The sequence below is a fragment of the Ruegeria sp. AB5 genome (assembly GCF_056542645.1).
In genome coordinates this window covers 204,661-226,355 of sequence record NZ_JBQGAE010000001.1, presented here as the reverse complement: position 1 = coordinate 226,355, position 21,695 = coordinate 204,661, and the positions used below count along the sequence as shown (strand labels likewise).

Below are 21,695 nucleotides of genomic sequence, written 5' to 3'. Positions count from 1 at the left end.
TCAGCGCACAATCGTGCCAGTACGGCGTATTTTACGTTGCAGCTGCATCAGACCGTATAGCAGAGCCTCAGCTGTTGGGGGGCACCCCGGAACGTAGATGTCCACAGGCACAATGCGGTCACAGCCGCGCACGACGGAATAAGAATAATGGTAGTAGCCGCCGCCATTGGCGCAGGACCCCATCGAGATTACATAGCGCGGCTCGGGCATCTGGTCGTAAACCTTGCGCAGCGCGGGCGCCATCTTGTTGGTCAGCGTACCCGCCACGATCATCACATCCGACTGGCGCGGGGATGCACGCGGCGCAATGCCAAACCGTTCCGCATCGTAGCGCGGCATCGAGGTATGCATCATCTCAACCGCGCAGCAGGCCAGACCAAAGGTCATCCAGTGCAAGCTGCCGGTACGGGCCCAGTTGATGATATCTTCGGTCGAAGTCAGCAGAAAACCTTTGTCCTGCAACTCGGCATTGAGGGCCTGGGTGGCGACTTCTTTGTCGACGCCGGCGGTGTTTGCACCCGTCATCACTCCCATTCCAGCGCCCCTTTCTTCCATTCATAGGCAAAGCCGATGGTCAGAACGCCAAGGAACACCATCATCGACCAGAAGCCTACGTCACTGAGATCCTTGAAGCCGACGGCCCATGGAAACAGGAAGGCAATTTCCAGATCGAAGATGATAAACAGGATCGCCACCAGATAGAACCGGACATCAAACTTCATCCGGGCATCGTCGAACGCGTTGAAACCGCATTCATAGGCGCTGACTTTTTCAGGGTCGGGATTGCGAACGGCCAGTACGACAGCCGCCAGAATCAGGACAATTCCAAGGCCGATGGCCACGGCAAGAAACACCAGGATCGGGAGGTATTCCCGCAGCAGGTCTTCCACGTGTAGCTCCTTTCCTGCGCGTCCCCGTTCGGGCCGCGCCGTCAATTGGCGTGTTGACTCGACATTCTCTAGCCCCGCGCGGTCAGGGGGTCAACCGAACACAAGCGCACACTGCATCATTCCTGTACTTGACAGCACTCGGGGAATCACGGCGGCTTGCAGTCAGTAGGTTCTAGGCAAGCAAAGTCAAACTTCGTTGTTCCACTTGGGTTTACGTTTTTCAAAAAAGGCGCCAATCCCCTCGTGCGCCTCGTCCGTTTCCCATCGTGCAACCAATGCCTGAATGGTATGGTCGATCACGCTGTCGTCAAGCCCGGACCCAAGGTTTTGAACAAGCAGCTTTGCCGACGCAACAGCCCCCGGCGCGCAGGCCAGATAGGGACGGACTTCCGCTTCTATCGCGCTGTCCAGATGGTCTGCAGGCACTGCCTTGGCCAACAACCCAAGCTCTACCGCCTCGGCAGCATCGAACAGACGCGCGGACATGAACACACGCCGGGCCCGCGCCTCGCCCATCCGGGCGACGACATAGGGGCCGATGGTGGCCGGGATCAGACCCAATCTGGTTTCGGTCAAGCCCATCTTGAGCGTATCGACGCCAACAGCGACATCACAGACCGAGGCCAGTCCGACACCGCCCCCGAACGCATTGCCCTGCAACGCGCCGATCAGCGGTTTGGGCATCGTGTTCAAAGCGTTCAGCATTTCTGCCAGTTTGCGCGCTTCGACAAACCGGGTTTCCGGATTCGCCGCCATTTGGTCCCGCATCCAGCCCAGATCACCGCCCGCGCAAAAACTCTTGCCCGCGCCCGTCAGGACCACCACACGTACTGTTTCGTCCTGACCAAGCTGCAAGGCCGCCTTTTGCAACTCGCCAATCATCTGTGCCGACATGGCATTGTGTTTTTCGGCGCGGGTCAGCGTCAGGGTCGCCACACCCCTCGTGTCCATGCTCAACGAGATTGTTTCAAACATTTCAGCCCCGCATCCCGCGCGCTATCTGCGCGGCCTCTTCGAGAACAGTCGCGTCCAGACCGGTTTTATATCCCAGCCGCTCCACATGTGCGGCAACAGCCTCGGTCGCGACATTTCCTGCGGCCCCAGGCGCATAGGGGCATCCCCCCAAGCCCCCAACAGCCGCGTCAAACACCCGAACGCCCAGTGCCAGCGACGCGTCGATATTGTCAATCGCCCGACCGTTTGTGTCGTGGAAATGGCCCGCCAGCCGCGTCACCGGGACACGCTCGCGCACTGCGAGCAGCATATGGGCGATCTTGTCCGGCGTGCCCTGTCCGATCGTATCGCCCAGAGATACCTCGTAACAGCCGTGCGAAAACAGCAAATCCGCAACCTCGGCGACCTTATCCGGCGGCGTCGGGCCATCATAGGGGCAATCGGTCACGCAAGAGACATAGCCGCGCACTGGCAGATCTATGTGCCGTGCGGCCTCAAGGATTGGAAGGAAACGGTCTATCGACTCGGCGATGGTTGCGTTGATGTTGGCTTTTGAAAACCCTTCCGAGGCTGACGCAAAAACCGCGATCTCATCTGCTTTGGCCGACAGCGCATCCTCGTACCCATGCATATTCGGGGTCAAAGCCGCATAGCGTACACCGTCGGCACGTGTGATCCCGGCCAGAACCGCGCCGCTGCCCGCCATCTGCGGCACCCATTTCGGTGAGACAAAACTGGCGACTTCGATCCGATTGAACCCTGCGCGCGACAGGCAATTCACCAGCGCCACTTTCTCGGACACTGGAATTTCGCGTTTTTCGTTCTGAAGCCCGTCCCGAGGGCCCACCTCAAAGATTTCGACCCGCTCTCCCATATCTCACCCTCCCAGGCTTCTTGTCGTTCCATACTCGGATATCGCGACCTTGCCACATCACGCCGTGCGCATACAGGTTATGCGTCCTCCAACCGGACCAGAGCCGCCCCTGCCTCGACCTGCGCGCCGTCTTTTGTCAGCACTTCGGCCACAATACCGTCCCGCGCGGCCAGCAATGAGTGCTCCATCTTCATCGCTTCGAGAACTGCGAGCCTATCACCCTCCTTTACGGATTGTCCGACGACGGCAAACACGGCTTTGACCAATCCGGGCATCGGCGCTTCGATCACGTTGGTATCCCCAGCAGCGCTGCCCTCCCGGTCCAGCGGGTCAACGATTTCAAAGTCCTGCCCATAGTCTTCGAACACGGTTATTCGACGTTCCGAGATCGCAACATTTGGCATGCGACGCCCATCAAGGTACCACGTCCCGTCACGAAGCTCTGCAACCACTTGGGCCTGACCAAGGGCCCAGACTTGCCGCGCGGGCCCCTCGACCTGAACATCCAGATCAAGAACCTCACCCCCGTGTTCCAGTTGCACCGCGCGGTGGAGAGGAGCCCACAGGCAAAACCCCGCTTCAGCCTGAGGGACAACCAAACCCAAAGCATGCATCGCCGCGGCCACAAAACAGGTCGCGGGAACCAACGGCTGTTCGACCAACACCCCCAAATCCCGTCCGATCAGCCCGGTGTCGACATCGCCCGAGGCGAACCCGGCATGGCGTGTCAATGACCCCAAAAAGGCAAGATTTGTAACCGTGCCGCCCACCTCGGTCTCGCGCAAGGCGCGATACAGGGTTTCCAAAGCGACAGCGCGCGTTGGCCCATGCACTACAACCTTGGCGATCATCGGGTCGTACCATGGGCTGATCGTATCCCCGGCCCGAACCCCGCTATCGGCACGGCACGTCTTGGGGAAGCGTAGATGGGTCAGCGTACCCGTTGCGGGCAAGAACCCCTTGGGAACATCCTCGGCGTAAAGCCGTGCCTCAAACGCGTGGCCCGTGATCGTCAGTGCCTCCTGCCGCTTGGGTAGGGTCTCACCTGCTGCAACGCGCAACTGCCATTCGACAAGATCAACGCCGGTGATCGCTTCGGTCACCGGGTGTTCCACTTGCAGGCGTGTGTTCATCTCCATGAACCAGAATCGGTCCGGGCGCAGCCCGTCCGAGGCATCGACGATGAACTCAACCGTGCCGGCGCCCTTGTAGCCAATCGCCTCGGCGGCGCGCACGCCCGCCTGCCCCATCGCCTCGCGCATCTCGGGCGTCATTCCGGGGGCCGGAGCCTCTTCGATCACCTTTTGGTGCCGCCGCTGCAGCGAGCAATCGCGCTCGAACAGATGCACCGCTTGGGTGCCATCGCCAAAGACCTGAACCTCGATATGACGGGGCTTGGAGACGAATTTCTCAACCAGTACCGCATCATTGCCAAAGGCGGTCTTTGCCTCACCCCGCGCGCTGTCCAGAGCGTCCGAGAACGCGTCGGGTGTCTCCACCAGCCGCATGCCCTTGCCGCCACCGCCTGCAACCGCCTTGATCAGAACGGGGTAGCCAATGGCTGCTGCCGCGTCGGCCAAATGGTCAGCGTCCTGGTTATCGCCGTGATACCCCGGCACCACAGGCACGCCCGCCTGCTCCATCAACACCTTGGCCGCGTCTTTGAGGCCCATTTTGCGGATCGCATCCGCCGAGGGGCCGATGAAGGTCAGGCCCGCAGCCTCAACCGCATCCACGAAATCCGGGTTCTCGGACAAAAACCCATAGCCCGGATGGATCGCCTGTGCGCCAGTATCCAGCGCCGCCTGAATGATCACATCGACCCTAAGATAGCTGTCCGCCGGGGCCGCCCCACCGATATGCACTGCCTCATCCGCCATCTGCACATGCTTGGCCGAAGCATCCGCGTCGGAATAGACGGCCACGCAGGACACGCCCACTTTCTGAGCCGTTTCCATCACCCGACAGGCAATCTCGCCCCGGTTGGCAATCAGGATTTTGTTGAACATTCGTATTCCCCCTTGGGTGCGAGGTCTTCCACAAGGCGGAACCGTTCGCATACCAGCATCATCTCGGGGTCAAACCCACCGTTGCGCTCGAAATAGCGGCGATGATCCTCGCGCCACCCGTCCAGCGTTTCATTCTCACCTTCTGCCAAAGCAAACTCCTCGGGCACGTCGATATAGCGTTGGGTCGTGACGTCCACAGTTTCGATTACCAGTGCCGGTCGGCCATCCCATTCCAGCGCAATATCCTGACGTCCGGGTTTTGGCATTTCTGCACTGCCTTCCGGATAATCCTCCAAAGACCCGCATGTCGCGGTCTTGACACCAGACCGCACAAGCGCAAGCAAGTCATCACATAGCTTTTGGTTGTCGCCAAATTTGAATGTCTGCGCACCGGGATAGCGTGCTTTTACCTGTTCGAGAGTTTCGCGCATATCACATCCTGAACACGCCAAAGCGTGTCTCCTCAATCGGGGCATTCAGTGCGGCGCTCAGCGACAAGGCCAGCACATCGCGGCTTTTGCGCGGGTCGATGATGCCGTCATCCCACATCCGGGCCGAGGCATAGAGCGGGTGGGATTGCTCCTCGAACATCTTCAGCGTTGGGCGTTTGAATTCGGCCTCTTCCTCGGCCGACCATGTGCCGCCCTGCCGTTCGATCCCGTCGCGTTTGACAGTTGCCAACACGCCCGCCGCCTGCTCTCCGCCCATCACAGAAATCCGCGAGTTCGGCCAGGTCCACAGGAACCGCGGCTGATAGGCGCGACCCGCCATGCCGTAATTCCCGGCCCCGAATGAGCCACCCACCAGCATCGTGATCTTTGGCACCGAGGTCGTGGCAACGGCAGTCACCATCTTGGCCCCATGTCGCGCGATGCCTTCGTTTTCGTATTTGCGGCCCACCATAAAGCCGGTGATGTTTTGCAGGAACACCAGCGGGGTTTTGCGTTGCGAGCACAGCTCAACAAAATGCGCGCCCTTCTGAGCGGCCTCGGAAAACAGCACGCCATTATTGGCGATGATCCCGACGGGGCAGCCTTTGACATGGGCAAAACCGTTGACCAGCGTCTCGCCAAAACGCGGCTTGAACTCATCGAACCGAGAGCCATCGACCAGCCGCGCGATCACCTCGCGGATATCATAGGGCGTGCGCAGATCGGCGGGGACAACGCCCAGAATTTCCTCGGGGTCATAGGCCGGGTCTTCGGGGCTGGCCCAATCGACCGTCTGCGGCTTGCGCAGGTTCAACGACCCCACCGCCCGACGCGTCAGGGCCAGCGCGTGGGCGTCATCCTCGGCCAGATAATCGGCCACGCCGGACAGGCGGGTATGGACGTCGCCACCGCCCAGATCCTCGGCGCTGACGACCTCTCCGGTCGCAGCCTTGACCAGAGGCGGCCCGGCCAGAAAGATTGTACCCTGATCGCGCACAATAATCGTGACATCCGACATCGCAGGTACATAAGCCCCGCCCGCCGTACACGACCCCATCACCACCGCGATCTGAGGGATGCCCTTCGCGCTCATCCGCGCCTGATTATAGAAGATGCGGCCAAAGTGATCGCGGTCGGGAAAGACCTCATCCTGATTGGGCAGGTTTGCGCCGCCGCTGTCGACCAGATAGATGCAGGGCAGATGGTTTTCCTCGGCAATCTCCTGCGCGCGCAGGTGTTTCTTGACCGACATCGGGTAGTAGGTGCCGCCTTTCACGGTGGCATCGTTGCACACCACCATGACCTCGCGCCCCTGCACCCGGCCAATCCCCGCGATGACCCCTGCTGAGGGCGCGGCATCCCCATACATCCCATGCGCCGCCGTCGCGCCGATTTCCAGAAACGGAGAGCCCGGATCGAGCAGGTTCGCCACCCTCCGACGCGGAAGCATCTTGCCGCGCGAAACATGGCGGTCCCGAGATTTCTCACCGCCCCCCATGCGGGCGGTCTCGGCAGCGGCTGAGATTTGCGCTAGCGCGCCGAGATGAGCCGCACGGTTTGCCTTGAAGCCCTCGGAGGTGGACATAGCTTTGGAAGCGAGTTTCATTTGCATACCTCTATTTTCAAGGACCGATTGGCAACTGGAAGCGCAATGAAAACCACGGCAATGCCAAACAATATTGATTTCCCCAATAATCCGATCGGCACCGAACTTGGGAACAAAGACACGCCATCGACGCCGAACAATCCCATCATTCCAAAGGCGAACCAAAAGACGGTTACGAGGGTGCAAGCTACTATTGCATGGATGAGACCAGAACCGCTCGCAACTCTGAGCTTCTCATTGCATTTTCCACATTCAACGAAAGGTATGTAGCCCTCACTGCCCTTCGCTGTATTTGCGATACTCCACGTGACAGGTGCGTCGCAACAAGGGCATCGGAGCCCACCAATCTTATCGAATACTTTCATTCCCCTACACCTCCCCCGCCGCCCGCGCCTTAAGTTCTTTCCGAATAACCTTCCCCGTCACCGTCATCGGCAATTCCTCCAGAAATGCCACCTCACGCGGATAGGAATACTGCGCCAGACGGTCCTTTACCCAGTCCTGCAACTCCGGCTCTGACGCCTCGGCCCCCGGTTTTAGCACCACGTAGGCCTTCACGATCTCGGTCCGCAGCGGATCCGGCTTGCCCACCACTCCCACGGTTGCCACCGCCGGGTGGGTCAGCAGGCAGTCCTCGATTTCGGCCGGGCCGATGCGGTATCCGGCTGAGGTGATCACGTCATCCTCGCGCCCCACAAAGCGCAGATAATCGCCGTCCCATACGCCTCGGTCGCCGGTGATCAGCCAGTCGCCCCGGAACTTCTCGGCCGTGGCCTCGGGCCGGTTCCAATACTCCAACAGCATCGAGGCCGAGCCTCGGCGGATGGCAACGTCGCCCTCTTTCGTCGTCGGGTTGCCGTCCTCGTCGATCACCGCCACCTCATGCCCCGGTACGGGCTTGCCGATACAGCCGGGCTGAACTGGAAAATCCTGCGCGCAGGAGGACACCACCATATTGCATTCGGTCTGGCCGTAGAATTCGTTGATCGTCAGGCCAAACGCCTGTTCGCCCCAGGCCAGCATCTCGGCGCCCAGAGGCTCCCCTCCGGACGCGACCGAGCGCAGACCCGGGATCGCCTGATCCGCCGCTTTGAGCATGCGCAATGCGGTCGGCGGGAAGAACACATTCCGCACCCCGCCGTGTGCGATCACATCGGCACAGGCCTCGGGCGTGAATTTCTCCAACCGGGCGGCGACGACGGGAATGCCCAGCGCCAGCCCCGGCATCAGCACATCGAACAACCCGCCGATCCAGGCCCAATCCGCCGGCGTCCAAAGACAGTCACCTGCGTGCAGATGATTGTGGCTGATCGAAACCCCCGGCAGATGCCCGGTCAGCACCCGATGCCCATGCAGCGCGCCCTTTGGACGACCGGTGGTGCCCGAGGTGTAGATCAAAACCGCCGGGTCGTCTGGCCCCGTCTGGGCAAAAGGCACCGGTGCGCCGGATACCCCGACCTCGGACGCGATCACCGGTTCGGCCAAGTCGCCCAAAAGCTTTGCACCTTCGGCATCGGTCAAAACGATCCGCACTCCGGCATCCGACACGCGCGACCGCAAGGCATCCTGTTTGAACAATTTGAACAACGGCACCGAGATTGCCCCGAGTTTCCAGATCGCCAGATGCGCCGCTGCGCACCACGGGGATTGGCTGAGCAGGACTCCAACCCTGTCACCCGTCTGCACGCGTGGCAAAAGCGCCCGCGCAATGCCATCCGCCATCTGAGCCAGTTCCGCATATGTCACATCGCGCCTAAACGAGCCTGCAAGATCAATGATAGCCACCTGATCAGGCGCATGATCCAGGCATTGGCGCGCCATATTCAGAGGATTTGGGATGTTCCAGCCACCCGCAGAAAGCAAACCCGGTATGCGATCACCGTATACCATCGTGAATTCCCCTTATTCCGCGGCAAGATAGCGCGGCCATGCCACCCACTTTGTTCACGTGGATTTGATACAGATCAGAGTGGGCGCGTCGCTTCCCTGTCAAATGATGGTCATCAACTGAACCGAAAGCAGAACAATGACCAAAAAACTCGCCGCTTTGACTTTGTCTACCGCACTTGTTGCGCTGGCCGCACCCGCTTTTGCCCAATCGCAAGGCGACTGGACCGTTGGTATCGGTGTCGGCTATCTGGACCCGAAATCCGACAATGGAACGCTTGCCGGTCTCGATGCCGAAATCGACTCGGACACGCGCCCGATCTTCACCGCAGAATACTTCATCCGGGACAACCTGGGCATCGAACTTCTGGCCGCGACCCCCTTCAGCCATGACATCACGCTTGGTGGCAGCATCGACGCAGGTAGCGTCGATCACCTGCCCCCGACCTTGTCGCTGAACTATCACTTCCCGACCAACAGCGCCTGGAAACCCTATGTCGGTGCGGGTCTGAACTACACGATCTTCTTTGACGAGAAATCGCCACTGGGCGATCTGGAACTCGACAATTCTTTCGGCATCGCGCTGCAGGCCGGTCTGGACTATCAGATCACCGACAACGGCTCGGTGCGTCTGAACGTGCGCTGGTTCGACATCGATTCGGACGTCAAGCTGGACGGCGTCGATATCGGCACCGCTGAAATCGATCCGTGGCTGGTCGGCGTTTCCTACGTCCATCGCTTCTGATCCTGTAGCACCAAGCGCCGCGTACCTTCGCAAGGCACGCGGCGTTGTTTTTCAGAGCATCGCGCCCATCAATTCTCTGCCAATGAGCATCCGGCGGATTTCGCTGGTGCCCGCGCCGATTTCCATCAGCTTTGCGTCCCGGAAAATCCGGCTGACCGGAGCGTCGGCCAGGAACCCTGCCCCACCCATCGCCTGAACCGCCTGATGCGCCTGGGTCATTGCCGCCTCGGAGGCATACAGACAGCATGCAGCCGCGTCCTGACGGGTTACATCCCCCCGGTCGCACGCCTTGGCCACTTCGTAAACATACGCACGCGCCGAATTCATAGCCGTGTACATATCCGCAATCTTGCCCTGCATCAGCTGGAAGCTTCCAATCGGTTTGCCGAACTGTTTGCGCTCGGCCAGATAGGGCATGATTTCATCCAGACAGGCGGCCATGATGCCGGTTCCAATCCCGGCCAACACGACGCGTTCATAGTCGAGACCGGACATCAGAACGGCCACGCCCTTGCCCTCCTCTCCCAAAACGTTTTCGAAGGGCACTTCGACATCTTCAAAGATCAGCTCGGCCGTGTTCGAGCCGCGCATCCCCAGCTTGTCGAAATGCGGCGAGGTCGAAAAGCCCTTCATCTCCTTTTCGATCAGAAATGCGGTGATCCCTTTCGACCCCGCATCCGGATCGGTCTTGGCATAGACCACCAGAGTATCCGCGTCGGGCCCATTGGTGATCCAATACTTGTTGCCGGTCAGCCGATAGTGATCGTTCCGCTTCTCCGCACGCAGCTTCATCGAAACCACGTCAGAGCCTGCCGAAGTTTCAGACATGGCCAAAGCGCCAACATGTTCACCCGAGATCAGGCGCGGCAGGTACTTCTGCTTTTGTTCTTCGTTGCCGTTCAACTTGATCTGATTCACGCACAGATTCGAATGAGCACCATAGGACAGCGAAACCGAGGCCGAGGCCCGCGCGATTTCTTCAATCGCAATGGTGTGCGCCAGATAGGACATGCCCGCGCCGCCATATTCCTCGGGCACGGTTACGCCTAACAGGCCCAATTCGCCCATCTCGGTCCACAAACTGTTTGGAAACGCGTTTGAGGCATCGATCTCGGCCGCCATCGGCTTTACCCGCTCCTGCGCCCAGCGATGCACCATCTCGCGCAGCGCGTTTACGTCTTCGCCCAGATCAAACTGCATGGTCGCCATGAACATTGACGCATTCCTCCCCAGCATTAATGAACAAGTGTTCAAATAATCTGACACGGACAGAGCTGTAGGTCAAGCAGCGCGTGAGAATTCTGACAGCGCGCTTGCCAGATTTTTAGCAGGTTTGTGCCGAATTCTTGGACATGGTTGAGATTGCAGGTCCACAAATACGCGGTGGTACGCACCCATTTGCATCAAGCCTGTCGAGTGCTAACTGCAATTGCCCAAATCAATGATGACTTCTGCGACAAAGGCGTCAACTGGTCCCGGACCCATCTGAAATTCGATCCCGAAGGCATGTTTCTTGACGACCGATCACCCAATGCAGAAGAGCTTTACCCAGGTCAGAAGTCGAAATAAACGTCGAGTGGGCAATCTACCGTCACTTCCTACTCAACATCGTGTTTGCCAATGGCGCGCCGGGTAAGACATGTTGCCGTCCGAAAGGCCCCTTGCGGCGGTCTCGCCCAAGACACGTCGCCACAGACCATTCCAGACGGCAAGCGGCACTAGCGCAGTTTGGACAGGTTCAACCGCAACAACGAACCACTGATCGAACAAAGGTTCGCCCGGGGTGGTCAGGACTGGAAAACCGCACTGACTTCGGCCCGGATGATACGGGCGATCAACTGACAGTCCTCCAACGAAAACGTCAGAGGCACGCGCATATCCATGACGCCTGCCAATACGCGATCCGTGCCGGGCATGCGGTCGCTCTCGGCATAGCGCCAACTGTCATAGCGCGAGGTAAAGCCTGTCGGTTCTGCGCCGCCAAACCATTTGAGCTCGACCCCGCGTTTGGCGCATCGGCTCATCACTTCGGCGATACGCTCAGGCAACCAGTCCAGCAAAAGGAACTGGATCGACGACCCGACATAGGTTTCCGCCTTGGGCCGTTCGACCATGGTCAAACCCGGCGTTCCGCGCAGGCCTGCCTCGATTGTCTGGTAACGCTCGTTCCAGCGCCCGACCTGACGATCCAGATCGCGCAGTTGGGGGCGCAGAATCGCGGCACGCAAATTGTCCATCCGACCTGATACATTCGGGGTGGTGTATTTGATCCGCTCGAACACTTCAGGCGACGGCGCGGCCAGATGCCGTTCATACAGCATGTACGAGCCCGACAGCATTGTTGCCTTGGCCGCGAGGTCTTCGTCGTCGGTGATCAGCAGACCGCCTTCCCCCGAATTCACATGCTTGTAGGTCTGGCAGGAATAACACCCGATCGCCCCCTGCCGACCCGACACTTGCCCGCGCCAGGCCGCCCCCATCGTGTGTGCGCAATCCTCGATCACTGTGACACCCGCAGAGTCGCACATCTGCATCAGCCGGTCCATGTCACACAAATGGCCGCGCATGTGGCTGAGCATCAGAACCCGCGCCTGATCCAGTTTGGCCTCAAGGTCATCCAGATCAATGGTCAGGTTTTCCGTCACCCCGACGAACACTGGCATTGCCCCGACAGAGGCAATCGACCCCGGCACCGGGGCCAGCGTGAACGCATTGGTCAGAACCGGTTCGCCGGGCTGCACGCCAACGGCCCTGAGTGCGGTCGCCAGTGCATACCCGCCTGAGGAAACAGCCAGACAGTATTTCGACCCCATCTGGGCTGCAAATTCCTGCTCCAGCAATGCGGTCTCGCCCAACTCCCCCGGTGCGACATTGTAGCGATGCAAACGCCCGTGGCGTAAAACGTCCAGCGCGGCCTCGATGGCCTCGTCGGGGATCGGTTCCTGCTGGGTGAAACTGCCGGTGAATATCTCAGTCATGGGTAAGTTCTGGGGCTCTATCCGGTTCGGGTCAAGAGATCACGCCGCCGCACCGATCAGATCGGTAACGACATTTGGCAGGTCGTCAAAGTGATGCAACAGAGCTTCGGGCTCTAGCGCGGCCATGTCGTCGCCCGAGGGGCCAAATGTGACCAGCACAGACGGCACGCCTGCGGCCTTGGCTGTGTTGCGGTCGGTATCAGAGTCCCCGATCAGAACGCACAGGTCGGGATGCCCCCCAGCCCGCCGCGCCGCTTCGCGCAGGGGTTCCGGGTCGGGCTTGCGGACTGGCAGGGTATCGGCCCCCACCAGCGCTGCAAACCGATCCCGAACACCCATCTGAGACAGCAACTGATTGGCCAAAGCCTCGGGCTTGTTAGTGCAAATCCCGACGCCATAGCCCGCGGCTTTCAGGACTTCGACCGCCTCCAGCGCGCCTGGGTAGAACCGGGTATGGGTGTCAATGTCCCTGGAATAGGCCTCGAGCAGAACGGGATAGTAGTCGGCGACAGTTGCGTCATCATAGGCCCCGACCCGCTTCAGCCCATGCGTCAGCATCATCCGACCACCGCGCAATGCGACGCCCGCATCCTGCCCATGGACCAGCACATCACCATGCCCCATTGCGCGAAAACAATGGTTTGCGGCAGCAAGCAAATCCCCGGACGTATCCGCCAAGGTCCCGTCCAGATCGAAGATGACCGTGCGCATCGCGCCTCCTTGTTCGGCAGGTTTCCGCCATGTCATGTTGCAATCGGCAATCTTGTTTGATGGCCGAACGGCTTGCGCCTTTGACCTCAGCGGATAAAACGGACGGCAACAAAACACAAAGAGAAAACGATTTCATGACCACTGCCCTTGTCATCCTTGCCGCCGGAAAAGGCACCCGGATGAATTCGGATATTCCAAAGGTTCTACATCCTATTGCACAGGTTCCGATGCTGATCCACGCCATGCGCACCGGATCTGTACTGAACCCCGAACGCACCGTGATTGTCACTGGTCATGGATCAGAAGCCGTCGCGAAGGTTGCTCAGGCTGAGGATGAAACCGCTCGGATTGTCGTGCAGGAAGAACAATTGGGTACGGCCCATGCGGTCGGACAGGCGCGCGAGACCTTAGAGGGATTTGACGGCGATGTCGTGGTTCTCTTTGGGGACACACCATTCTTACAGCCTGACACGCTGGAGCGGATGATTGAGGCGCGCACCCGAAATGATCTGGTGATCCTTGGTTTTGAGGCCTCCGATCCCGCGCGCTATGGTCGTTTGGTTATGAACGGAGATACGCTGGAGCGGATCGTTGAATTCAAAGACGCGTCAGATAAAGAACGCGAGATAACCTTTTGTAATTCAGGCCTTTTGACCTGTGATGCACAGATATTGATGTCATTGATCGATGCGGTCGGCAACGACAATGCCTCGGGCGAGTACTACCTGACGGATGTCGTCGAAATTGCCCGCAGCCGAGGACTGAGTGTCACGGCTGTTGCCTGCAATGAGGCGCAAACGCTGGGTGTGAATTCTCGCGCCGATCTCGCCGCTGCGGATGCGATGTTTCAGGTGCAGGCCCGGGCCGAATTGCTGGATTTGGGCGTGACGCTCATGGCGCCGGATACAGTCTACCTTGCCGCCGATACGGTCATTGGGCGCGATACGGTGATTGAACCGAACGTGGTCTTTGGCCCAGGTGTGACCGTCGAAAGCGGCGCGACCATTCGGGCGTTTTCGCACCTTGAAGGCTGTCATGTCAGCCGAGGTTCTGTCGTGGGCCCCTATGCCCGTCTGCGCCCGGGCGCGGAACTGGCGGAAAATGCGAAAATCGGTAATTTTGTCGAGATCAAGAATGCTGAGATCGCCGAGGGCGCAAAGGTCAATCACCTCAGCTATATCGGCGACGCCACCGTCGGGGCAGCATCGAATATCGGCGCAGGGACGATCACGTGCAATTATGATGGCGTGATGAAGCATAAAACGACGATTGGTGAAAATGTTTTTATCGGCTCGAATACCATGTTGGTCGCACCGGTGAGCGTGGGCAATGGTGCCATGACAGCCACCGGCACGGTTGTGACACGCGATGTCGAGGCGGATGCGCTGGCGGTTGCGCGCGCAAAGCAGGACAACAAACCGGGCTACGCCCGCAAATTGTTTGAGATGCTAAAGGCGAAGAAAGCTCGCCGAGATAAAGAGGCTTGAGTTTATGTGTGGAATTGTAGGTGTTCTGGGACAGCATGAAGCCGCCCCTATCTTGGTTGAGGCCCTGAAACGGCTTGAATATCGCGGCTATGACAGTGCGGGAATTGCCACCGTGAACGATGGACTCCTGGGTCGTCGCCGGGCCGTGGGAAAACTGGTCAATCTGAGTGATCTGCTGGTGCATGACCCGCTGCGAGGAAAATCCGGGATAGGGCACACCCGATGGGCCACCCACGGCGCGCCGTCGGTCAACAATGCGCATCCGCACAAGGCGGGACCGGTTGCCGTGGTTCACAACGGCATAGTCGAGAACTATCGCGAACTGCGTACAGAATTGGCCGGGCACGGGATCGGGTTCGAGACCGAGACGGATACCGAAACGGTCGCATTGATGGCCGAACACCTTCTCAACTCGGGTCTTGCGCCCGTCGAGGCCGCCTTCCAGACCATTGACCGGTTGCAAGGCGCATTTGCGCTGGCTTTTCTGTTCGACGGACAGGACGACCTGATCGTTGCTGCCCGCAAGGGGTCTCCGCTGGCCATCGGTCACGGGGATGGTGAGATGTATGTCGGCTCGGACGCGATTGCGCTGGCCCCGCTCACGAACAAAATAACCTATCTGGAAGAAGGCGACCGGGCCGTTCTGACCCGCACCTCGCTGGAAATCCGCAATGAAGAAGGCGAGTTGGCCAATCGCGAGATGCGCAAGATCAAGCTGGATCATGCGCGCGCCGACAAAGGCGGACACAAGCACTTCATGGCCAAGGAAATCGCCGAACAACCCGTTGTGGTCGCCGAAGCGATCCGATCCTACCTGCCGACAGGCGGCGACCGGGTGGTTTTGCCGGAAACCGAGCTGGATTTCACCAAGCTTGACCGCCTGACGATGGTGGCCTGCGGCACAGCCTTCTACGCCTGTCTGACCGCAAAATACTGGTTCGAACAGCTTGCAAAAATGCCGGTCGAGGTCGATATCGCCAGCGAATTCCGCTATCGCGAACCTCCGATCAGCGACCGCACCCTGGCCCTGTTTGTCAGCCAATCCGGCGAAACCGCTGATACGCTGGCCGCGTTGCGCTATTGCGAGGGCAAGGCGGACAAGATCGTTTCGGTCGTCAATGTTCCAGAAAGCTCGATCGCGCGGGAAAGTGACATTGCCTTGCCCATTCACGCCGGCGTTGAGATCGGCGTGGCCTCGACCAAGGCGTTTACCTGTCAGCTGAGCGTCCTGCTCATGCTGGCCCTCAAGGCTGCCGCCGACCGGGGCACATTGACGGATGAGGAACTTGCCGATCACGCCGCCGCCCTGCGCGGGTTGCCCTCGGTTCTGAACACGGCGCTGGATCAGAACCGTGCCATCCGTAAATCCGCTCAACGCCTGTCCGAAGCACGCGATGTTCTGTTTCTGGGGCGCGGCCTGATGTACCCTCTGGCGATGGAAGGTGCGTTGAAACTGAAGGAAATCAGCTATATACACGCCGAAGGTTATGCATCAGGTGAATTAAAGCACGGCCCCATCGCCCTGATCGACAAACACATGCCGGTGGTGGTGATGGCCCCGCGGGACACGGTGTTCGACAAGACCGTTTCGAACATGCAAGAGGTCATGGCGCGCAAGGGCAAGGTGATCCTGGTGTCGGATGATGATGGGATCGCTGAAGCCGGAGACGAGGCTTGGAACACGATCCGCATGCCCCATGTTCACACCAACCTGACACCGATCCTGTACTCGGTTCCGGCGCAATTGCTGGCCTATCACACAGCAGTCGCGAAAGGGACCGATGTGGACCAGCCGCGTAACCTCGCAAAGTCGGTTACTGTGGAGTGAGATATGGCCAAACAATTCCCTCAGCTTGATGAAGCCCAACAAAGGTTCATTGCAGACCAGCATATGTTCTTTGTCGGCAGCGCCGGGGCCGAAGGGCGGGTCAACATCTCTCCCAAGGGGATGGATTCGCTTCGGGTTCTGGGGCCGAACCGGATTGCATGGATGAACCTGACCGGAAGCGGAAATGAAACAGCCGGGCATCTGCGCGAGGTCAATCGCATGACGCTGATGTGGTGTTCCTTCACGACCCGCCCTCTGATCCTGCGCACCTATGGTACTGCGCAGACCCTTCATGCCGGGGACAAGGATTGGAAGGAGCTTGTCGGCCTTTTCCCAAACCATCGCAGCGCGCGGCAAATCTATGACGTCACTATTGATCTGGTGCAGACCTCCTGCGGTTACGCAGTCCCGTTTATGGAATTCCAGTCGGACAGGGACACGATGCAGAAATGGGTCGACGGCAAGTCGGACGACGACATTCGAGCCTATTGGGTCGAGAAGAACCAGCAGACGATTGACGGCAAACCCACCGGCGTTCCGGTGTAGACGCCATGCTCGACCTCTATCTGGATCAGATCAAGGCACATGCCGATGCTGAGCGCGCGGAACAGGTCGCAGCCTATCACAAGGCCGAGCGTCCCTATCTGGGCGTCGCCGTCCCGGTTCTCAACGATCTGACGAAAGCCTGGCGCAAGGAACTGTCGGTTGCTGAGCGCGTCACCCTCGCGGATGCGCTCTGGCAGACCAACATCCACGAGGCCCGCGTCGCCGCGTCCAAACTGCTGACTCAGGCGCGTATTCGTCCAGATGATGAGGTCTGGGCACTGTTGCAAAGCTGGGTACCCGATTTCGACGCCTGGGCCATCGCTGACCACGCCTGCACCGCCATCCAGAAACGCCTGAGCGCCGATCCGGCCCGATTGGATCAGGTCGAAGCCTGGACAGGATCAGATCATATGTGGACGCGCCGGGCTGCTTTGGTCTCGACCCTGCCTTGGACCAAGCAGAACCACCCAAAGCCGGACGATCTGGCCCGGCGCGACAGGATACTTGGTTGGGCCGCAAGCTATATCCCTGACCGGAACTGGTTCATCCAGAAGTCGATTGCATGGTGGCTGCGGGAATTGTCCAAACACGATCCGGACCGGGTCGTGGCCTTTCTGCACCGCCATGGCGACGCAATGAAACCCTTTGCCCGGCGCGAAGCGGGCAAATACCTGAAAGATTAGTTGGCGTAGACCTCAACCTCGACCAGTTCGTCAAAGGGAACCAACAAGGCCCGCATCGCATCCAGTGACAAACGGCTACCGCCGGTTTCCGGCCCGGACGCAGGAACCAGTGTGATATAGGCCTGCGCCCCGGTCTTCGGCACAACCACCCGTGCAGTGACTTCCGAGTCGACCAGCGGCGTCTGCATCCAACGCCCCGGCGTTGTAGGATCCCCCAATCCCGCGACAGTGGTCTTGGCCCCCGCCCAGTTTGCCGTCGCGGTGACAGGTTGAGTATAGGCCGTGCTTTCCACTTCGGCAGGAGCGGCCTCAACCTCTGCGTCCGTGCGCCCCAGAACCCGATCCGTCGTGGACCGCACGGCATCACAGCCAGCCAGCAAAACACAGGATATCACAAGCAGTTCTTTCATGTGCCGAACCTACTACCCAGTTCGTTTCGACACCAGACCAAAGCACAGTTCACTCTTGTCGTCGACAAGTTCCGGCTCTACCTATGTTTCCATGACTGCTCCTCTGATTGATCCCTTCGCCCGTGCCATCACGTATCTTCGCGTCTCGGTGACAGACCGCTGCGATTTTCGCTGCCTCTACTGCATGTCCGAGAACATGACCTTCTTGCCCAAGAAGGAACTGCTGACACTTGAGGAACTGGACCGCATGTGTTCAACCTTTGTCAGGATGGGCGTTGAAAAGCTACGCATCACGGGTGGCGAACCGCTGGTGCGGCGCAATGTCATGACGTTTTTCAACGCAATGACCCGGCACCTGGACAGCGGCGCGTTGAAAGAGCTGACCTTGACCACAAACGGCTCGCAGTTGCATCGCTTCGCTGACGATCTGTATGCGGCAGGTGTCCGAAGGATAAATGTGTCGCTCGATACGCTGGATGACGACAAATTTGCCAAGGTCACCCGCTGGGGTCGCCTGAAGCAGGTACTGAGCGGCATCGACGCCGCGCAAAAAGCAGGCTTGCGGATCAAGATCAACGCGGTAGCGTTGAAAGGCTTCAACGAGGAAGAACTGCCCCGGATAACACAATGGTGTTCCGAACGCGGCATGGACCTGACCTGGATTGAGGTCATGCCCATGGGAGACATCGGAAATGAGGACCGGCTGGATCAGTACTGGTCGCTCAAGGACGTGCGCAAGGAATACGAAAACCACTACAGCGTCACTGATCTGGCCGAACGCACAGGTGGCCCGGCGCGCTATGTCCGGCTGGAAGAGACCGGCCAGAGAATTGGATTCATCACACCGCTGTCCCACAATTTCTGTGAAAGCTGCAACCGCGTGCGCCTGACCTGCACCGGAGAGCTGTATATGTGTCTGGGCCAGGAAGATATGGCCGATCTGCGCGCGCCGCTGCGCGACCATCCCGACACCGAACAACCCCTGGAAGAGGCAATCCGCGCAGCCATCAATCTCAAGCCCAAAGGCCACGATTTCGACTATTCCCGTCAGGCGGTTGATGGCCAGATGACCCGCCATATGAGCCACACGGGCGGCTGACGTGACCGAGGCACATGTGCGGCCGACGCTGCTGTACCACTTGTACTGCGGTGTAACATCCATCGTGCAACCTTTGGCCTGGCGTGTTGTTCGCAACAAGTTGCAAGCCGCCGAGGTTACCCCTCTTCGACAGCGAGAGCGTTTAGGCCACGCCAGTTGCGACCGTCCCGAGGGGCAATTGATCTGGTTTCATGCCGCCAGCGTGGGCGAAAGCCTGTCTGTGCTCAGTCTGATCAAAAGATTGGGAGAACGCCTGCCCATGGCCGAGTTCCTGATCACCTCTGGAACACCCACATCTGCCAGTCTGGTTGAAAAGCGGCTGCCACCCCGCACAAGACATCAGTTTCCACCTCTGGACGGCGGCGCACCGGTCCGGCGCTTTCTGGATCACTGGAAACCAAATGCCGCAATCTTTGTGGAAAGCGAAATCTGGCCCCGTTTGATCGTGGAAACCGCCAAACGCGGGACGCCTCTGTGCCTGCTGAATGCGCGCTTGTCCGAAAACTCAGTCGCTGGATGGCGAAAGCGACCCGATACAGCACGGTTCATCCTGAACCACTTCGCAGTCTTTCTCACCCAGAATGACCAAACCGCACAGAATCTGATCTCAATCGGAGCCTGCCCAGAACGTGTCCAGCCTGGGACCAATCTCAAGGCGATGTCCGATCCATTGCCGGTGGATCAGGCCACACTGTCGGATATCCGTACACAGATTGGCGAGCGCCCGGTCTGGATTGCCAGTTCAACCCATGCAGGCGAAGAAGAAACCGTTCTGGCCGCGCATAGTGCGTTGCTGCGACACCGCCCGGACTTACTGCTGCTGCTGATCCCGCGCCACCCGGAGCGACGTGAAGACGTGAACCTTCTGCTGGGCAAAGCCGAACTCACCTCTGCTTTCCGTGCCAAGGGTGATGCAATTTCGCAGAACACGCAGGTTTATGTGGCGGATACGCTTGGTGAAACCGGCACATGGTACGCGCTGTGCCCGATCGTCTTTCTTGGCGGGTCTTTAAAGGAAATCGGCGGCCACAACCCGTTCGAGCCTGCACAGGCGGGCGCCGCCGTTATCACCGGACCGGGTTACTTCAATTTCGCCGAAACATTTGCGCCGCTTGTTGGCGCTGGCGGCGCAATCGAGGTTCAAACGGCCGATGACTTGTCCAATGCGGTTGCAAACTGGCTGTCAGACGACGCCGCACTGACCACCGCACGCAAAGCGGCCCAAACCTGCGTCAACAGCCAAAAAGACGCGCTGAATTCGGTTGTAGATACGCTGTGCGCCCATCTGAACCTGCGCCAAAAAGCACAGGATCCCTCTTCATCTGGCTAGAAATTTCCCGGGGAGCGCGAGGGGCTGGCCCCTCGCTTTGCACAGCAAAAATCAGGCCGCAGGCATCCGCTGTTCGACAATTTCAGCCCACCAACTGCACCCGGCGGGTATGGCCTCATCGTTAAAGTTATACTCAGGATGGTGCACCATAGCCGTGTCGCCGTTGCCTACAAGGATATAGGCCCCCGGACGTTCCTCAAGCATGAAGGCAAAGTCCTCGCCACCCATCACCAACGGCGCCTCCTCGCAAGCACCCGAAACTGACCTAGCCACATCGGCGGCGAATTCGGTCTGTTCGTCAGTGTTAACCATGACCGGATAGCCGCGGATATATGTCACATCCACCGTGCCGCCAAAAGTCGCGGCCACGCCGTTGCAAATCTCGTTGATCCGTTTTTCGGCCAGATCGCGCATCTCTTTGCTCATCGTGCGCACAGTGCCTTTGATGTGAACGGTCTGAGGGATCACGTTGAACGCTTTCGACGAAGTCTCGAACGAAGTCACCGACACGACCACCTGATCAATCGGGTCCGCATTACGCGAGGCAATCGTCTGCAGCGCCAGCACCGCCTGCGCCGTCATAACGGTCGTATCCACGGTCTCCTGCGGTTTTGCCGCATGTCCTCCGCGCCCTTCGAACGTGATGTCAAACTGGTCGGTGGCCGCAAAGAACGCTCCGGGACGGATCGAAAAGCTGCCGACCGGCTTGCCCGGCCAGTTGTGCATGCCGTAGACCTCCTGAATGTTCCAGCGGTCCATCATGCCGTCTTCGCACATCTCGCGACCACCACCGCCGCCTTCTTCGGCGGGCTGGAAAATCACCACGACGGTGCCGTCGAAATTGCGGGTTTCCGACAGGTACTTGGCCGCGCCGAGCAACATTGCCGTGTGACCATCATGGCCACAGGCATGCATTGCGCCCGGCGTTTTCGAGGCATAGTCCAGCCCGGTCGCCTCGTGAATCGGCAACGCATCCATATCGGCCCGGAGCCCGATAACCTTGCCTTTGCTGTCGGACTTTCCTTTGATCACACCCACAACACCGGTGCGGCCAATGCCAGAGACAACCTCATCACAACCGAACGCCTTCAACTTCTCGGCAACCAGTGCGCTGGTGCGGTGGGTTTCAAACAGAATTTCGGGGTTCTCGTGCAGGTCGCGTCGCCATGTGGTGATCTCATTCTGCAATTCCGCAAAGCGGTTTTTGACTGGCATGTCTTCTCTCTC

General features: G+C 59.3%; 21 protein-coding genes. 8 read left to right on the top strand and 13 right to left on the bottom strand.

What is annotated here, in order from left to right; all coding sequences use genetic code 11:
• The 7 genes from ACR0L4_RS01140 to ACR0L4_RS01110 form a co-directional block, all read right to left on the bottom strand.
• A complete protein-coding gene (locus tag ACR0L4_RS01140) occupies positions 1-534 on the bottom strand; it encodes a NuoB/complex I 20 kDa subunit family protein (RefSeq protein ID WP_037307875.1) in 534 nt (177 codons plus the stop codon).
• Complete coding sequence (locus ACR0L4_RS01135; protein WP_480509946.1) at positions 525-890, bottom strand: NADH-quinone oxidoreductase subunit A; 366 nt, start codon at positions 888-890, stop codon at positions 525-527. Before ACR0L4_RS01135 ends, ACR0L4_RS01140 begins: the two co-directional genes overlap by 10 nt.
• A 186-nt stretch (positions 891-1,076) precedes the next feature.
• Positions 1,077-1,865, bottom strand: a complete 789-nt coding sequence (locus ACR0L4_RS01130) for a crotonase/enoyl-CoA hydratase family protein (RefSeq protein ID WP_480509944.1) — start codon at positions 1,863-1,865, stop codon at positions 1,077-1,079.
• Between the two features lies 1 nt (position 1,866).
• Positions 1,867-2,718: a hydroxymethylglutaryl-CoA lyase gene (locus tag ACR0L4_RS01125; RefSeq protein WP_480509942.1), complete on the bottom strand. Its 852-nt coding sequence runs from the start codon at positions 2,716-2,718 to the stop codon at positions 1,867-1,869.
• A 77-nt stretch (positions 2,719-2,795) separates the two neighbouring features.
• Positions 2,796-4,727 carry an acetyl/propionyl/methylcrotonyl-CoA carboxylase subunit alpha gene (locus tag ACR0L4_RS01120; protein ID WP_480509940.1) on the bottom strand — a complete coding sequence of 644 codons (1,932 nt, stop codon included), beginning with the start codon at positions 4,725-4,727 and terminating at the stop codon, positions 2,796-2,798.
• Positions 4,709-5,158 carry an ASCH domain-containing protein gene (locus ACR0L4_RS01115; RefSeq protein WP_480509938.1) on the bottom strand — a complete coding sequence of 150 codons (450 nt, stop codon included), beginning with the start codon at positions 5,156-5,158 and terminating at the stop codon, positions 4,709-4,711. The genes ACR0L4_RS01120 and ACR0L4_RS01115 overlap by 19 nt, the downstream gene beginning before the upstream one ends.
• 1 nt (position 5,159) lies before the next feature.
• Positions 5,160-6,764 carry a carboxyl transferase domain-containing protein gene (locus ACR0L4_RS01110; protein WP_480509936.1) on the bottom strand — a complete coding sequence of 535 codons (1,605 nt, stop codon included), beginning with the start codon at positions 6,762-6,764 and terminating at the stop codon, positions 5,160-5,162.
• 45 nt (positions 6,765-6,809) lie between these two features.
• Between ACR0L4_RS01110 and ACR0L4_RS01105 the strand changes: the two genes are divergently transcribed.
• Positions 6,810-7,034: a hypothetical protein gene (locus ACR0L4_RS01105; protein ID WP_170748406.1), complete on the top strand. Its 225-nt coding sequence runs from the start codon at positions 6,810-6,812 to the stop codon at positions 7,032-7,034.
• A gap of 99 nt (positions 7,035-7,133) precedes the next feature.
• Here the strand turns inward: ACR0L4_RS01105 and ACR0L4_RS01100 are convergent, their stop codons facing one another.
• A complete protein-coding gene (locus tag ACR0L4_RS01100; protein ID WP_480509934.1) occupies positions 7,134-8,654 on the bottom strand; it encodes an AMP-binding protein in 1,521 nt (506 codons plus the stop codon).
• 136 nt (positions 8,655-8,790) lie between these two features.
• Between ACR0L4_RS01100 and ACR0L4_RS01095 the strand changes: the two genes are divergently transcribed.
• Positions 8,791-9,396 (top strand): OmpW/AlkL family protein, encoded by a 606-nt coding sequence (locus ACR0L4_RS01095; protein WP_480509932.1) that lies wholly within the window; start codon positions 8,791-8,793, stop codon positions 9,394-9,396.
• 51 nt (positions 9,397-9,447) lie between these two features.
• On the opposite strand, the gene ACR0L4_RS01090 is transcribed toward ACR0L4_RS01095, so the two are convergent.
• The 3 genes from ACR0L4_RS01090 to ACR0L4_RS01080 form a co-directional block, all read right to left on the bottom strand.
• Entirely contained in the window at positions 9,448-10,611 is a 1,164-nt protein-coding gene (locus tag ACR0L4_RS01090) for an isovaleryl-CoA dehydrogenase (RefSeq protein WP_170748403.1), read from the bottom strand.
• A gap of 572 nt (positions 10,612-11,183) precedes the next feature.
• Positions 11,184-12,374, bottom strand: a complete 1,191-nt coding sequence (locus ACR0L4_RS01085; RefSeq protein ID WP_480509930.1) for a DegT/DnrJ/EryC1/StrS family aminotransferase — start codon at positions 12,372-12,374, stop codon at positions 11,184-11,186.
• Positions 12,375-12,413: 39 nt separating this feature from the next.
• On the bottom strand, positions 12,414-13,085 hold the full coding sequence (locus ACR0L4_RS01080; RefSeq protein ID WP_480509928.1) for an HAD-IA family hydrolase: 672 nt from the start codon (positions 13,083-13,085) through the stop codon (positions 12,414-12,416).
• Between the two features lie 134 nt (positions 13,086-13,219).
• Here ACR0L4_RS01080 and glmU point away from each other — a divergent pair, with 134 nt between their 5' ends.
• Genes glmU through ACR0L4_RS01060 form a run of 4 tightly spaced genes read left to right on the top strand, consistent with a single transcriptional unit; the run spans position 13,220 to position 17,629 of the window.
• Positions 13,220-14,572 (top strand): bifunctional UDP-N-acetylglucosamine diphosphorylase/glucosamine-1-phosphate N-acetyltransferase GlmU, encoded by a 1,353-nt coding sequence (gene glmU / locus ACR0L4_RS01075; RefSeq protein WP_480509926.1) that lies wholly within the window; start codon positions 13,220-13,222, stop codon positions 14,570-14,572.
• A gap of 4 nt (positions 14,573-14,576) precedes the next feature.
• Positions 14,577-16,400: a glutamine--fructose-6-phosphate transaminase (isomerizing) gene (glmS, locus tag ACR0L4_RS01070; RefSeq protein WP_480509924.1), complete on the top strand. Its 1,824-nt coding sequence runs from the start codon at positions 14,577-14,579 to the stop codon at positions 16,398-16,400.
• Between the two features lie 3 nt (positions 16,401-16,403).
• Complete coding sequence (locus ACR0L4_RS01065; RefSeq protein WP_480509922.1) at positions 16,404-16,946, top strand: pyridoxamine 5'-phosphate oxidase family protein; 543 nt, start codon at positions 16,404-16,406, stop codon at positions 16,944-16,946.
• Positions 16,947-16,951: 5 nt separating this feature from the next.
• Positions 16,952-17,629: a DNA alkylation repair protein gene (locus ACR0L4_RS01060; protein WP_480509920.1), complete on the top strand. Its 678-nt coding sequence runs from the start codon at positions 16,952-16,954 to the stop codon at positions 17,627-17,629.
• Here ACR0L4_RS01060 and ACR0L4_RS01055 read toward each other — a convergent pair.
• Entirely contained in the window at positions 17,626-18,039 is a 414-nt protein-coding gene (locus tag ACR0L4_RS01055; protein WP_170748395.1) for a hypothetical protein, read from the bottom strand. The two genes, ACR0L4_RS01060 and ACR0L4_RS01055, sit on opposite strands and share 4 nt — an antisense overlap.
• 91 nt (positions 18,040-18,130) lie before the next feature.
• Between ACR0L4_RS01055 and moaA the strand changes: the two genes are divergently transcribed.
• Together moaA and ACR0L4_RS01045 are read left to right on the top strand one after the other, a co-directional pair.
• Positions 18,131-19,138, top strand: a complete 1,008-nt coding sequence (moaA, locus tag ACR0L4_RS01050; RefSeq protein ID WP_480509918.1) for a GTP 3',8-cyclase MoaA — start codon at positions 18,131-18,133, stop codon at positions 19,136-19,138.
• Position 19,139: 1 nt separating this feature from the next.
• A complete protein-coding gene (locus ACR0L4_RS01045) occupies positions 19,140-20,468 on the top strand; it encodes a 3-deoxy-D-manno-octulosonic acid transferase (RefSeq protein WP_480509916.1) in 1,329 nt (442 codons plus the stop codon).
• Between the two features lie 51 nt (positions 20,469-20,519).
• On the opposite strand, the gene ACR0L4_RS01040 is transcribed toward ACR0L4_RS01045, so the two are convergent.
• The gene (locus tag ACR0L4_RS01040; RefSeq protein ID WP_480509914.1) at positions 20,520-21,683 is read right to left on the bottom strand and encodes a M20 aminoacylase family protein; all 1,164 of its coding nucleotides are present in this window, start codon (positions 21,681-21,683) and stop codon (positions 20,520-20,522) included.
• Positions 21,684-21,695 lie beyond the last annotated feature (12 nt).